The sequence below is a fragment of the Bacillus pretiosus genome, assembly GCF_052947655.1.
Window position 1 is genome coordinate 4,326,894 of sequence record NZ_CM129593.1, and the last position, 14,652, is coordinate 4,341,545.

The following is a 14,652-nucleotide window of genomic DNA, read 5'->3' on the forward strand; positions in this document are numbered from 1 at the left end:
TTCTCTCTCCTCATTATAAATACCAAAAGTGGAAGTTGGATAAACTGCTTAATAGAAAAATATTGATTAGCATTACGAGAAATGCTCCGATGTTCCACTGCACGATTTTCTTCCCTTGCAACACATCTGCCACTCGTAAATATAGGCCAGCACAATATACAAATAGAACGACAAAAGACCCAATCACTTTCGTATCATACCAATGGAAATTGTCCAATTTCGTATATCCCCATATGCATCCTAATAATATAGCTAATAAGAAAAATGGAACAGAAAATAAATTTAATCCGTAAGACATCGATTCTAGCTTCGGTAAATTCCCTAACCTTCTTAATCTCGCATTCCATTTTTTCTTTTTTAATAGGCGATATTGCAATAAATACATAATAGAAAAAATGAACGATACAGTAAAAGTTGCATAAGAAATAATAGCCATACCGACATGTACATATACAAGTTCTGAAACTAATTGCTCTGCCAGTACCGGCGACATCTTTCCGAGCGGTGTAAAAATAGAAAAAGCGCTTACGCCAAATGCGACAACATTTGTAAAAAAGACTAGAAAGTCAATTCTCATAAATCGATTAATGACTAACGACATCGTAATCAATAGCCAAACATAAAAATAAATCCCTGATAATAAAGTTAATATAGGGTTCGTTTCTGAATCTGTAGCCCTAAGTAACATAAAGATAGACTGCAGAACCCATACAATCGAAAGTAACCAAAAAGCTAATCGGTTCGCCTTTCGGTTACTTTGGAAATAATCTATAAAATATAAACTAATGCTACAAGCATATAAAATAATTGCAATATGATAAATAATACTGTTATTTAAAAAACTCATCCGATCATCCTTCCAAATTATAAAGATGGAACGGATGGTGTCCACGCTCTTTTATGTTCTACTTCTTCCGCACAACTCTCTACATCTTCCATTTCTAAGTCGAAAATCTTTGCAAATAACGCTAATTTTTCGTCTGCTCCCTCTTCAGCAGCAATTTCTTTCGCTACTAAAATTGGGTCTTTTAATAATTGATTAATAATACTTTTCGTATGCTTACTAATTACTTTTCTCTCACGATCACTAAGATTCGGTATTTTTCGTTCCAAGCTTTCCATCGTTTCACTTTGGATAGCAAGTGCCTTATCACGAAGAGCTGCTATTAACGGAACAACACCAAGTGTACTTAACCACGTTTTAAATAAAACAATTTCCTCTTCAATCATAAATTGAATTTTCTCTGCTTCTTTCAAACGCTCAGCACGATTTGCTTCCACTACTCCTTGCAAATCATCAATGTCATATAAAAAAGAACCTTCTAGTTCATCAATCGCTGGATCAATATCACGTGGCACTGCAATATCCACCATAAATAACGGACGACCAGAGCGCATTTTCTCTACCTTTGTTATCATCTCTTTCGTAATGACATATTCAGATGCACCAGTTGAACTAATTAAAATATCTGCTTCTAATAATGCACATTGCAATTCACTTAAAGGCTTTGCATGTCCCATATATTTCTCAGCCATTACTTCCGCTTTCGTAAACGTCCTATTCATGACGGTTACTTTTCGAGCACCGCTTCCATATAAGTTTTGCAGTGCCAGCTCACCCATCTTACCAGCACCAAGAATAAGCACATGACAATCTGTTAACTCACCAAATATTTTCTTTCCGAGCTCAACAGCAGCATAGCTAACAGACATCGCACTTTCACCAATCGTCGTTTCTGAGTGCGCACGTTTCGCTAACGTAACCACCTGCTTAAACAACTCATTAAAAATTGTGCCTGTCGCTTTTACTTGTTGCGCTTCTAAAAAGCTATCTTTTATTTGGCCTAAAATCTGTGTTTCTCCAACTACCATAGAATCTAAACCGCACGTCACGCGGAATAAATGATCTATTGCACCGTCTTGTTCAAAAATGGTTAAATATGGTGCGACTTCTTCTATTTCAAGCTGAAACCAATCAGCTAAAAACTTCTTAATATAATACCGTCCCGTGTGTAATTGATCGACAACAGCGTAAATCTCAGTGCGATTACAAGTTGATACAATGACATTCTCTAACACGCTCTTTTGATTTTGTAATGTAGTCATTGCTTGCTCTAGCTCTGCTGCCTGAAATGTGAGTTTCTCACGAAATTCTACAGGGGCTGTTCGATAATTTACACTAACAACAAGAATATGCACGCAGCATGTCCCCCTTCACCCGTTTTATCACTTTATCTACTATCATAATACAACTTTCCTCTTATGAATCTGACAATCGTGTGAACAACCGATTATTTTTTATTTATTCTCCGTATGTAATAAAGGAGATTCAGTAAAACTAATAAAGACTTTCTACTTTATAATGATTATAAATTAATAACTCTATTTGTACGTTACCAAAAAAAGCCCTCATAATCAAGTGATGGAAACTATTCCATATGAATTATAACATCATCTTTCCTATCTTCTTTCATCATGAAGAAAAATATGTATGATTGTTCCAAATTGTAGCACAAACTTTCTCAATACAATGTATTTGACATTGTATTTCTTTTTCGTTATATTGATTTTATAAAATTAAATTGTGCACAACTTAATTAGAAAGGAGTTATGTATGACAGAGAATTCTTTACATCTAGATAACCAACTTTGTTTTTCTATTTACGCCTGTTCTAAAGAAGTTACCCGCTTTTATCGACCATATTTAGAAGATATGGGTATTACGTATCCCCAGTACATTACTTTACTCGTACTATGGGAGCAAGATGGACTAACAGTAAAAGAAATTGGAGAACGTCTATTTTTAGATTCCGGTACGTTAACACCTATGTTAAAACGAATGGAATCATTAAAACTTGTAAAACGCGTTCGTTCCAAAGAAGATGAGCGCAAAGTTTGTATTAAATTAACAGAACAAGGTAAAGACTTAAAAGAAAAGGCTTGTTCATTGCCGAAAACAATGGCAACAAATTTAGGAATTACAGAACAAGAATATCGTTCTTTATTAATTCAATTAAATAAACTAATTGAAACAATGAAAACAATTAATGATAGAAAAGGGGAATAAACATGGATAAATTATATACTGCTTCAGTAACTGCTACAGGTGGAAGAAACGGAAAAGTAATTTCAGATGATGGCATATTAAATCTTGATGTAAAAATGCCGAAAGCACTAGGTGGTGCAGGCGGAGAGGCAACGAATCCAGAACAACTATTTGCTGCTGGTTATGCCGCTTGTTTTGATAGTGCATTACAACTTGTCATTCGTACAAAACGTGTGAAAGTAGAAAGTACAGAAGTAACTGCTCACGTTTCTATCGGAAAAGATACAGATGGTGGTTTCGGCCTATCTGCTGTACTTGATGTACATGTTGCTGGCGTCTCTCATGACGAAGCACAAGAACTTGTAGAAGCCGCTCACGGTGTATGTCCTTATTCGAAAGCAACAAGAGGTAATATTGAGGTTACATTAAACGTACGATAAAAAAATTTAGTAAATAAAAAAAACGCGCGACATTCGTCACGCGTTTTTTGTTTTTGTCATTCTATGAATTGCCTTCCACGCTTCTTCTTTTCCAAGTCCTGTTTCAGAAGAGAATAGAACGATTTCATCGCCAATTTCAACAGCAAGCGTTTCTTTTACAACTTTTAAATGCTTTTGCCATTTCCCTTTCGGAATTTTATCGGCTTTCGTCGCAATAATAATTGTTGGGATTTCATAATGCTTTAAGAAATCATACATCATCACGTCATCATTTGTCGGTTGGTGACGTAAATCAACTACTAATACAGCTGCGTCTAATTGCTCACGTGTTGTAAAGTAAGTCTCAATCATCTTGCCCCATGCTGCGCGCTCTGTTTTAGATACTTTCGCATATCCATAACCTGGAACGTCAACAAAATGCATCATCTCATTGATCAAGAAAAAGTTCAACGTTTGCGTTTTCCCTGGTTTAGAAGAAATACGTACTAACTTTTTACGATTTAAAATTTTATTAATAAAGGAAGACTTCCCGACATTTGAACGACCTGCTAATGCAATTTCTGGTAAATCACTGTCTGGATATTGTTCTGGTTTAACAGCACTAATTACAATATCTGCTTTTGTTACTTTCATTGTTTCACTCCTACTAATGCGTGCTCCAATACTTCATCTAAATGAGATGCAAGCACAAACGTAAGGTTTTCTTTTACGCTTTCTGGAATATCATCTAAATCTTTCTCGTTTTCTGCTGGCAAAATAATTTTTGTTAAGCCTGCGCGGTGAGCACTTAATGTTTTTTCTTTTAAACCACCAATTGGTAATACACGACCACGAAGTGTAATTTCACCTGTCATCCCCACTTCTTTACTTACAGGAATACCTGTTAGTGCAGAAATAAGTGCCGTTGCCATCGTAATACCTGCTGACGGTCCATCTTTTGGAACTGCTCCTTCTGGAACATGAATATGAATATCATTTTTCTCATGGAAATTCGGATCAATCTGAAGTTCTTCTGCACGAGAACGAATATAGCTAAACGCTGCTTGTGCGGATTCTTTCATAACATCCCCAAGTTTCCCTGTTAAAATTAATTTCCCTTTACCTGGCGCTACAGACACTTCAATCGCAAGTGTATCACCGCCTGCTGCTGTATACGCTAACCCTGTTGCCATACCAACTTGGTCTGTTTTTTCAGCTTGCCCATAACGGAATATGTGCTTACCAAGTAAATCAACAATGTTTTTCTCTGTTACTACAATACGCTTGCGTTCTGCTGTAACGATAATTTTTGCTGCTTTACGACAAACTTTTGCAATTTGACGCTCTAGCGTACGAACACCGGCCTCACGTGTATAATAACGAATAATTTCAAGAAGTGCTTCATCACGTACTTGTAAATTACCCTTTCGTAAGCCATGCTCTTTTAATTGTTTCGGCAATAAATGTTCACGGGCAATGTGAACTTTTTCAAGTTCTGTATAGCCAGCAATCGAAATAATTTCCATACGGTCAAGCAGCGGACCTGGAACACTTGAAAGTGTATTCGCAGTTGCTACAAACATAACTTTCGATAGATCATACGGTTCTTCAATGTAATGATCACTGAAGTTATGGTTTTGTTCTGGGTCTAACACTTCAAGTAATGCCGCTGATGGATCTCCACGGAAGTCGTTAGACATTTTATCAATCTCATCTAATAAAAAGACTGGATTAACTGTTTTCGCCTTTTTCATACCTTGAATAATGCGTCCTGGCATCGCTCCAACATACGTACGACGGTGACCACGGATTTCAGATTCATCACGTACACCACCAAGGGATACACGGACAAAATTACGATTTAATGATGTTGCAATCGAACGCGCTAACGATGTTTTCCCGACCCCAGGAGGTCCTACTAAGCAAAGGATAGGTCCTTTTAATGAATTCGTTAACTTCTGCACAGCTAAATATTCAAGTACGCGCTCTTTTACCTTCTCAAGCCCGTAATGATCTTTGTTCAAAATCTCTTCAGAATGAGCAAGATCAATCATATCTTCTGTCGCTTCTGTCCACGGAAGTGCTAATAACCAATCCATATAATTACGAATAACACCGCTCTCCGCAGAACTTGCTGGTAACTTTTCATAACGGTCTAATTCTTTCAGTGCAGCCTTCATTGTTTCTTCAGGCATTCCTGATTGTTCAATTTTCTCACGAAGTTCTTCAACTTCCCCGCCCTTACCTTCTTTATCACCAAGTTCAGTTTGAATCGCCTTCATTTGCTCACGTAAGAAATATTCTTTTTGCGTGCGCTCCATTGAACGTTTCACTTTTTGTCCAATTTTCTTTTCTAAACTAAGTAACTCTTGTTCATCTTGAATAATTGAAATAAGTGTATGTAATCGTTCCTTCACAGATACAATCTCTAAGATTTCTTGTTTCTGCTTCGTTTTAATCGGCAAGTGAGAAGCAATTAAATCAGCTAATCTTCCTGGCTCTTCCACATCAGCTACCGTTGCAAATGTTTCATTTGAAACTTTTTTCGAAACTTTAATATATTGTTCGAAATGCTCCAGTAATGTACGCATAAGAGCTTTCTCTTCTAGATCATCTTCCACTTCTTCAGTTACCGTTTTGATAGAAACCTGCACTACATTCTCTTCTTCGATAAACTCTACTACTTCAGCTCTATGTAAACCCTCTACAAGGACACGAAGCGTACCGTTCGGCAATTTTAACATTTGCTTCACTTTCGCCACTGTACCTACACTATATATGTCATCTTCTTTCGGATCATCGATATTCATTTCTTTTTGCATCGCTAAAAAGATGATATTTTCATCCATTGCCGCCTGCTCTAGTGCTTGTATCGATTTATCACGTCCTACATCAAGATGCAGAACCATCGTTGGATATACGAGAACGCCTCTTAATGGTAGGAGGGGTACGATTCTTTCATTCGTATTCATACTAGACATAGCACCTCCATAATAAATTAAACTCCTGTTCAACTATTTTATATTACAATACATCTAGATGCAATTGCAGAGATTTTCCGCAATTGTAAATCCCTCGTTTTTTCTCCCTTTTAAAAAGGAAAAAAGACTCCGCTTAAGCATACAAACTTAAACGAAGTCTGGCAAATTTTATTATCGTTCATTCTCACATTGATTGTGCATCTGTTTCGTCTACAGTAGTATGTATATCAAGGTCTCGATGCATATTTTCCTGCATAAATGTTAGCTCAAATACTTCTTTTAACTTACGAACAGGAATGATTTCAATTCCTTTTATTGTATACAAAAACGGTTGCATGTTTTCAGCAGGAATGATGACTTTCTTAGCACCTGCTTTTTTCGCAGCTTTTATTTTTGCGTACACACCACCAATAGGTTTCACTTCCCCGTGTATACTTATCTCACCGGTCATCGCTACTTCATTACTCACATACGTACGATGCACTGCTGAATATACACCTGTTGCCATAGCAATACCTGCCGAAGGCCCATCAATTGGGATACCACCTGGAAAATTAATATGTATATCGTACCCTTCTGGCAACACATCTAGAGAACGAAGTACTGTTAATACATTATCTACAGAACCTTTCGCCATACTTTTACGGCGGATGGATTTCGTTTGACTACCAATACTTTCCTCTTCCACAATCCCGGTAACATTTACCGACCCTTTATCTTTCGCCTTGATTGCTGTTACTTCAATTTCTAATAACGCGCCTGTATTTGGTCCGTATACAGCAAGTCCATTTACAAGACCGATTCTCGGAATAGGATAAATACGTTTTTCATATTTCGGTGTAAGTTGACTAGAGTGAACAACCCACTCTATATCTTCATCTTTAATGAAAGAACGTTCTTCATTTATTGCCATACCAGCAGAAATTTGTACAAGATTAATTGCTTCTCGTCCATTTCTTGCATACATCCCGATCATTTCAACACCATTTTTACCTATTTGCATTTCCACTTTATCAGCTGCATTCTTCGCTACTTTTTGAATCTCTTCTGTATCTAACTCACGGAAAAACACTTCTAAACAGCGTGACCGAATAGCAGGAGGAATCTCCTCTGGCGAACGTGTCGTCGCCCCAACTAAGCGAAAATCGGCTGGCAAACCTTTTTGAAAAATATCATGTATATACGTTGGAATCATCGAATTTTCTTCACTATAGTACGCACTTTCCAAAAATACTTTCCGATCTTCTAACACCTTTAACATTTTGTTCATTTGAATTGGATGTAATTCACCAATCTCATCAATGAACAAAATACCACCATGCGCATCTGTTACAGCCCCTTTTTTCGGCTGTGGGATACCCGCTTGCCCCATTGCACCTGCCCCTTGATAAATCGGATCATGGACTGAACCAATTAATGGGTCTGCAATACCACGTTCATCAAATCTTGCTGTCGTCGCATCAAGTTCGATAAATGTTGCATTCGTACGAAATGGAGATTTCGGATTGCGTTTCGCTTCTTCCAATACAAGGCGTGCTGCCGCTGTCTTCCCGACACCTGGCGGACCATATATAATTACATGTTGCGGATTCGGACCACAAAGAGCCGCTTTCAACGACTTAATCCCGTCCTCTTGCCCTACAATATCTAAAAAGGATGTAGGACGTACCTTCTCCGCAAGCGGCTCTGTTAAAGAAATCTCACGCATTTTACGAAGCTGTTCTAATTCTTTTTTCGATTCTCGATCAATTGAAACTTTTTGTGTTCGCTGATTTCGAAGTAAATGCCAAAAATACAATCCGACAATTACACCAAAAACAAGTTGAACAAGTAAAAATATATTTGTCCAGCTCATAATTTATTTCCTCCCGCAATGTTTTATCATTTAGTATTTCCGCGGAGGAACATAGCTAAACATAAAGAAAAACAGCAATTATAAAAATTGCTGTTTCTTCTTCGCACTATGCAGATGTTTTTGTATCAAGTACAGTACCGTCTTGTAACACCAATTTCGGCGGTTCATTATCAGCTACTGTTTCTTTCGTCAGAATACACTTCTCGATATCTTTGCGAGATGGAAGTTCGAACATTACATCAAGCATTAAGCCTTCAATAATAGAACGAAGTCCACGAGCACCTGTTTTACGTTCAATTGCTTTTTTCGCAATCTCAACTAGTGCACCTTCTTCAAACTCTAACTCAACATCGTCAAGCTCCAATAATTTTTGGAATTGCTTAACAAGTGCATTTTTCGGTTTCGTTAAAATATCTACAAGAGCATCTTCATCAAGCGGCTCTAGGTTCGCAATAACTGGAAGACGACCGATAAACTCCGGAATTAAACCGAATCTTAAAAGATCCTCTGGTAAAACGTGAGATAAAACATGCTTCTCATTTACATCAGCATTTTTCTTCTCGGCACCAAATCCAATTACTTTCTCACCAAGGCGACGTTTAATAATTGGCTCAATGCCATCAAACGCTCCACCACAAATGAATAGGATGTTCGTTGTATCAATTTGAATGAACTCTTGATGCGGATGCTTACGACCACCTTGAGGTGGAACGCTCGCTACAGTACCTTCTAAAATTTTCAGAAGTGCCTGCTGTACACCTTCACCAGATACATCACGTGTAATTGATGGATTTTCGGACTTACGTGCCACTTTATCAATCTCATCAATATAAATGATTCCTTTTTCCGCTTTCTCTACATCATAATCAGCTGCTTGGATTAATTTTAGTAAGATGTTTTCTACATCTTCCCCTACATAACCAGCTTCTGTTAAAGATGTTGCGTCCGCGATTGCAAATGGAACATTTAAAATACGCGCTAATGTTTGTGCCAATAATGTTTTACCACTACCAGTTGGCCCAATAAGTGAAATATTACTCTTCGCTAATTCTACATCATCAATTTTACTGTTAGAATTAATGCGTTTGTAATGGTTATATACCGCTACCGCTAGTGCTTTTTTCGCGTTATCTTGTCCGATGACATACTCATCTAAGATTTCACGAATTTCTACCGGTTTCGGTACATCTTTGAATTCTACTTCTTCGTCCTTCGCAAGCTCCTCTTGTACAATTTCAGTACAAAGTTCGATACACTCGTCACAAATGTAAACACCTGGACCTGCAACTAACTTTCGAACTTGCGTTTGTGTTTTACCACAGAAAGAACATTTTAATTGACCTTTTTCATCATTAAATTTAAACATATTTTCACACCCCTTACAAAGTGCTAACCTCTTGCCTTCGTATGTACACGATAAATGTATCGTATGTAAATACATATTATGTCACTACGTGGCGAGAAATACAAATAATATGACTAGTTATGTACAAATAAAAAAATTTTAAAACTTTTGAAATATGTATATTCGACTTGTAAAGGAAGTTTTCCTTCTTCATCGAAAAGTTTTATAAATATATTTCTATATTTATAAAACAAGGCACGATTAAAATCGCGCCTTGTTATTTTATTATGCAGCGTTGTCTACTAAGAAGTCTACAGCTTTACGCACTTTAAGGTCTTCAGATAAAGCGTCTACGCTTCCAAGAGCTTGCTTGATAGCGTCTACTGGCATACCGTACATTTCAGCCATTTTTTCAACTTCTGCAGTTACTTCTTCTTCAGTAACTTCGATGTTTTCAGCTTCAATGATAGCTTCAAGAACAAGATTGATTCTTACGCGTTTTTGAGCGTCTTCTTTCATTTGCTCTTTTAACTTGTCAGCGTCAGTACCTGTGAATTGGTAGTAAAGCTCAAGGTTCATGCCTTGTTGGCTTAAACGTTGCTCGAATTCACGAACCATACGATCTAACTCAGTGTCGATCATAGCTTCTGGAATCTCGATTTCAGCGTTAGCAGCAGCTAATTCTACTACTTCGTCACGTACTTTGTGCTCAGCTTCGTGCTTTTTGCCTTCTTCTAAGTTTGTGCGAAGTTTTGTTTTTAATTCATCAAGAGTTGCAACTTCTTCGTCAGCTTCTTTAGCGAACTCGTCGTTTAACTCAGGAAGTTCTTTTGTTTTGATTTCGTGAATTGTTACTTTGAATGTAGCTGGTTTACCAGCTAATTCAGCAGCGTGGTACTCTTCTGGGAATGATACTTCAACTTCTTTAGAATCACCAGATTTAAGACCAATTACTTGCTCTTCGAAACCAGGGATGAAAGTACCAGAACCGATTGCAAGAGAATAGTTTTCGCCTTTTCCGCCTTCAAATGCTTCGCCATCAACGAAACCTTCGAAGTCGATTACAGCTGTATCACCGTTTTCAACAGTTCCTTCTTCTTTAACAACTAGTTCAGCTTGACGCTCTTGTAAAGATTTTAATTCGTTCTCTACATCTTCGTCAGTTACAGTTGTTTCAACTTTTTCTACTGCTAAACCTTTGTACTCACCTAATTTAACTTCAGGTTTCACTGTAACTTTTGCAGTGAAGATAAGGTTAGCATTTTTTTCGAACTTCTCGATGTTGATTTCAGGATGATCAACTGGGAAGATACCAGCTTCATCGATCGCTTCACCGTATGCTTTTGGTAAGATGATATCTAAAGCATCTTGGTATAAAGATTCGATACCAAAGCGTTGTTCGAATAACGGACGAGGCATTTTCCCTTTACGGAAACCTGGTACGTTAATTGTTTGTACTACTTTTTTGAACGCAGCGTCGATAGAGTTGTTTACTTCTTTAGCATCAACTTCGATTGTTAAAACGCCTACGTTACCTTCTAATTTTTCCCATTTTGCAGCCATTTATTCTTTCCCTCCAACTATAATAATGTATGCACATACCTCTATAGATTAAAATCTTCATTATCTCTTTTTTGAAATAACAAAAGTACAAATAATCCTCTAGCAAAAGCTTTCAGATATAATGTTCCAATCTACTAATTGCCTAAAAGACAACTACGGTATATTTTGTTCGAGAATAATATGAAACATATTAAGTAAGAGAATTACACTTCTCTTCTCTTACAAACAGGCAGATTTCTGCCTTTTGCAACCCTTACATTATAACATAGAATATGCTCGTTTCAAGAACCGAACGATTCTTTTTCATAATTATACGGGCAAATATCCTTCTCTTTCAACACGTAATAACCATTGATAGGCAATATGAAACTCTTCTAATTCAATATTATACGCTGTCATAAGCTCTTCTTCATCAATAGTCAATCCGAAACGCTTTCTTCCAATTCTCTCTAAAACAGCAGCCCAAATCTCCACTTTATCCATTAATAGAGCGAATGGGAAAACGCTAATTCGCAATTCTTTCCAATATGTAACCATCGCATCAAATATATCGGGATAATTTTGCTCTAATCGGCTTGATAATGTATGTATAATGTTATTGGATTGCTCCTCATTATGACCTGTAAATGCTGGAATCACCTTGATCGTATTTCCAAACTTTTCTACCTCTATCTCTTCTTCTATTTGATTTTCTATCATTTTATATAAAATAGAAGTTTTCAAATAAGGGTGCTGTTTTTCGTCTATTAAAAATTTCTTTAAAATAGGTAATGCAAGATCCAAGTCTTTTAACGAAAGTTGCTGAATCGCTCTTAGCTTTTGCCCAAAGTTTTCTCCAAACATTTCATTAGTAAACTCATCCAATTCAAAATTCGAATCGACTAGTGACGTATCTACTTCACTTAACATACCTTCTGCAAATAAAGCGAGCTGTGCTAATTTTTCCTTTTGCTCAGGCATTACATCTTTCGTTTGCAAAACCTTTTCAACGATTTCAATGACACCTTCATAATCATTTGTTTGAACTAAAATCGTCACATATGTTTCAAGAATATCACCAAATAATACAGCTCCTGTTTCAAGTAACTGTTCACATTTGTCTTTCGCTTCTTCCATATGTTTTAATTCTAACAAACAAATAACAGAAGCGAGTTCCGTTTGTTCCGTTTCTGCATTATACTGACGTAATATTTCAAAGCAGCGCAATGCATCTTCGAATTTCCGCTCTTTCAGTGCTAAAAAACCTTCATCAATATATCGCTCTGATAGTTGTGGAAACAATACGACCGTATTTTCTTTTTTATCCATACGTCCGCCTCTTTTTCTAGATTTTAATTATCTTTAAAGTAAATATATCAAATGAGTAATAAGAACACAACATCCCAAAACCCTTTGTTTGAAATATGGGAATATTTAATTTTTACATTTCGATATAAACAAATCCTTACTAAAAATTAAAAATGTACAAATAAAAATCCTCAGCAATTAAAGCAGAGGATTCATCATTAATGGAAAGCTTTTATAATAGTGGGGTATATAACAAGGGTAATAATTTGGAGAACAATAATTGCCATAACAATCATGCTAAAATAGAAGATTGGTTTACTTCGCTTCATTAAAAACATAATAATAAGCATCGTACAAGCAAACAAACTTAAGAAGAACAAACTCGTTGTCGAACTAAGTATACCACTCGGGACAAAGAACAATAACACTACACTACAAGTACCTATAATTCCAAATAACCATTCCATTCATTCACTCATTCCCTTTCCCTCTCATGGCAGTTTTTTTACTAAGCGATTAAATGTTTTACAACATCAACTACATACGTTAATTTCTCATACGCTACAAATCCAAAAGCAACTGTTAAACCCGTTACAATTAATCCTTTCATCATTTCTTCCTCCTCGTTTTATCGTTGTTACCTTTATTATAGAGGATTAGCAATTTGTTACCATCGAACTTCCTTACAGTTACCTTACAGAATTGTAAGATTTCAAAATGGATAGAAAAAAACCTCATATTACTTGAGAGGTTTTCACGGAATTTCTCTATAATTACTTGCAAAATTAACTTTTTCTCCTGGTTATTTTTCGGAGAATCCACTCTTAAACTGATAGATTTACTAAATAACTTAGGGTTGAAATAATTATTTGTTACTTTTCTTAACTTACCTTCAAATGTTTTTAATTATAAGAAAACACTTTATTGAAATCGTGTTAATATATTTTTATACAATTAAGAATTTAATTTAAAAGGGGGATTATGTATGTTTAAAAAAATGGCTGCAGATGTATTAGGGCTAAGCGATGTAGGTTCTGTCATTACACCGAAAGATTACGATAAAGTTGATGCTGATGATTACGTGATGCATGAAGATGGGGAGAAAATTTATTTTTTAATCAAATCAAAATCAGATGAATATTGTTTCACAAACAAAGGATTAATCCACCTAGATGGTACAAGTGCAACAAGTAAAAAACGTACACTACGCCGCTTTAGTTATAGTAAGTATCAAATTAAAAACGTAGCACTTGAAACTGCAGGAACGATTGATTTAGACGTAGAAATTAAGTTCCAGATGGGGGATGAGCATTATTCAATTGATGTTCATAAAAAACATATTGAAGAATTAAAAGATTTATATAAGGCTTTACTTAAAATAGAAGAAATTTCATACGACAACGATATTACATTACAGTATGCACATAAAAGTCTAGATATGGCATCTAACGCTTTCAGCCGTATTTCAAACGCACAAGTAAATTTAGCAGAACAATTTAAAGAAATGAACGAGATCGCCTTTAACTGGCTCGTTGATACGAAGAAACAATATAACGTGAAAGATTATGGTTTTGTATTTGAGAAGTTTATTAATAACTAAACAAGAAACCCTTGTTATCAAAAGATAACAAGGGTTTCTTAGCGTCCCAGGAGAGATTTGAACTCCCACTCCGCCCATTTCCGTACTATTTTATATATTTTGATCGCAGTCTTAATATATCTTCTCCTTCACGAATGCCTGCCGATCCCTTCCTCACATTTTTTACAACAGTCCAATCTGGGTTAGTTTCATCACCGATGTTCTGTACTGTAAAGTTGCCATCACCATATTTCCGGTGACCTTCTGCCAATTTCTCTGTTAAATCATTCTCATTTGATCTAGCCATCTTTGCGCCATCTCCCTTTTTTATACAACCTTCTTAAACTGTCCAACCAATCACACGTCCAGTCAATTGGAGATTCTCGTTTTCCGCTTCTATTAATTGTAACACACTGTCGGGGATAAGTTCCGATAACGGCTGCTTAATCGTACTAGAATGGTAAAAAGTTTTATAATATTCTAAGTGAACAATTGGGATAATATAGATATGGATTTAAGTTTCATCATAAGCCTATTGATTCTTTAAATTAAACAAGAGAAATAGGGCGCATAAATA

Annotated in this window: 13 protein-coding genes; 3 read left to right on the forward strand and 10 right to left on the reverse strand. The window is 36.2% G+C overall.

The genetic code is table 11. The features are described 5' to 3' along the window. Positions 1–13 precede the first annotated feature (13 nt). Together ACU8YW_RS22265 and hemA are read right to left on the reverse strand one after the other, a co-directional pair. Positions 14–847, reverse strand: a complete 834-nt coding sequence (locus ACU8YW_RS22265; protein WP_097889234.1) for a cytochrome c biogenesis protein — start codon at positions 845–847, stop codon at positions 14–16. 17 nt (positions 848–864) lie between these two features. Continuing rightward, complete coding sequence (hemA, locus tag ACU8YW_RS22270) at positions 865–2,199, reverse strand: glutamyl-tRNA reductase (protein WP_098135089.1); 1,335 nt, start codon at positions 2,197–2,199, stop codon at positions 865–867. A 415-nt stretch (positions 2,200–2,614) separates the two neighbouring features. Between hemA and ACU8YW_RS22275 the strand changes: the two genes are divergently transcribed. After that, positions 2,615–3,067 (forward strand): MarR family winged helix-turn-helix transcriptional regulator, encoded by a 453-nt coding sequence (locus ACU8YW_RS22275; protein WP_098135087.1) that lies wholly within the window; start codon positions 2,615–2,617, stop codon positions 3,065–3,067. Between the two features lie 2 nt (positions 3,068–3,069). After that, entirely contained in the window at positions 3,070–3,486 is a 417-nt protein-coding gene (locus tag ACU8YW_RS22280) for an organic hydroperoxide resistance protein (protein ID WP_048541345.1), read from the forward strand. Positions 3,487–3,522: 36 nt separating this feature from the next. Here the strand turns inward: ACU8YW_RS22280 and ysxC are convergent, their stop codons facing one another. The 7 genes from ysxC to ACU8YW_RS22315 form a co-directional block, all read right to left on the reverse strand. After that, complete coding sequence (gene ysxC / locus ACU8YW_RS22285) at positions 3,523–4,119, reverse strand: ribosome biogenesis GTP-binding protein YsxC (protein WP_000869124.1); 597 nt, start codon at positions 4,117–4,119, stop codon at positions 3,523–3,525. After that, positions 4,116–6,446 carry an endopeptidase La gene (gene lon, locus ACU8YW_RS22290; RefSeq protein WP_000097312.1) on the reverse strand — a complete coding sequence of 777 codons (2,331 nt, stop codon included), beginning with the start codon at positions 6,444–6,446 and terminating at the stop codon, positions 4,116–4,118. Before lon ends, ysxC begins: the two co-directional genes overlap by 4 nt. Positions 6,447–6,630: 184 nt before the next feature. Then, a complete protein-coding gene (gene lonB, locus ACU8YW_RS22295) occupies positions 6,631–8,301 on the reverse strand; it encodes an ATP-dependent protease LonB (protein WP_000119166.1) in 1,671 nt (556 codons plus the stop codon). Positions 8,302–8,407: 106 nt separating this feature from the next. Beyond that, the gene (gene clpX / locus ACU8YW_RS22300; RefSeq protein ID WP_000472285.1) at positions 8,408–9,667 is read right to left on the reverse strand and encodes an ATP-dependent protease ATP-binding subunit ClpX; all 1,260 of its coding nucleotides are present in this window, start codon (positions 9,665–9,667) and stop codon (positions 8,408–8,410) included. A 264-nt stretch (positions 9,668–9,931) separates the two neighbouring features. After that, entirely contained in the window at positions 9,932–11,209 is a 1,278-nt protein-coding gene (tig, locus tag ACU8YW_RS22305) for a trigger factor (protein WP_000729261.1), read from the reverse strand. A 309-nt stretch (positions 11,210–11,518) separates the two neighbouring features. Then, entirely contained in the window at positions 11,519–12,517 is a 999-nt protein-coding gene (locus ACU8YW_RS22310; RefSeq protein WP_046956273.1) for a hypothetical protein, read from the reverse strand. 197 nt (positions 12,518–12,714) lie between these two features. Further along, positions 12,715–12,963, reverse strand: a complete 249-nt coding sequence (locus ACU8YW_RS22315) for a hypothetical protein (protein ID WP_001983650.1) — start codon at positions 12,961–12,963, stop codon at positions 12,715–12,717. A 518-nt stretch (positions 12,964–13,481) separates the two neighbouring features. On the opposite strand from ACU8YW_RS22315, the gene ACU8YW_RS22320 reads away from it, so the two are divergent. Then, positions 13,482–14,096: a PH domain-containing protein gene (locus tag ACU8YW_RS22320; RefSeq protein WP_000473869.1), complete on the forward strand. Its 615-nt coding sequence runs from the start codon at positions 13,482–13,484 to the stop codon at positions 14,094–14,096. Positions 14,097–14,181: 85 nt separating this feature from the next. Here the strand turns inward: ACU8YW_RS22320 and ACU8YW_RS22325 are convergent, their stop codons facing one another. Next, positions 14,182–14,382, reverse strand: coding sequence for a hypothetical protein (locus tag ACU8YW_RS22325; protein WP_000124458.1), 201 nt, complete (start codon positions 14,380–14,382; stop codon positions 14,182–14,184). Between the last annotated feature and the right edge of the window lie 270 nt (positions 14,383–14,652).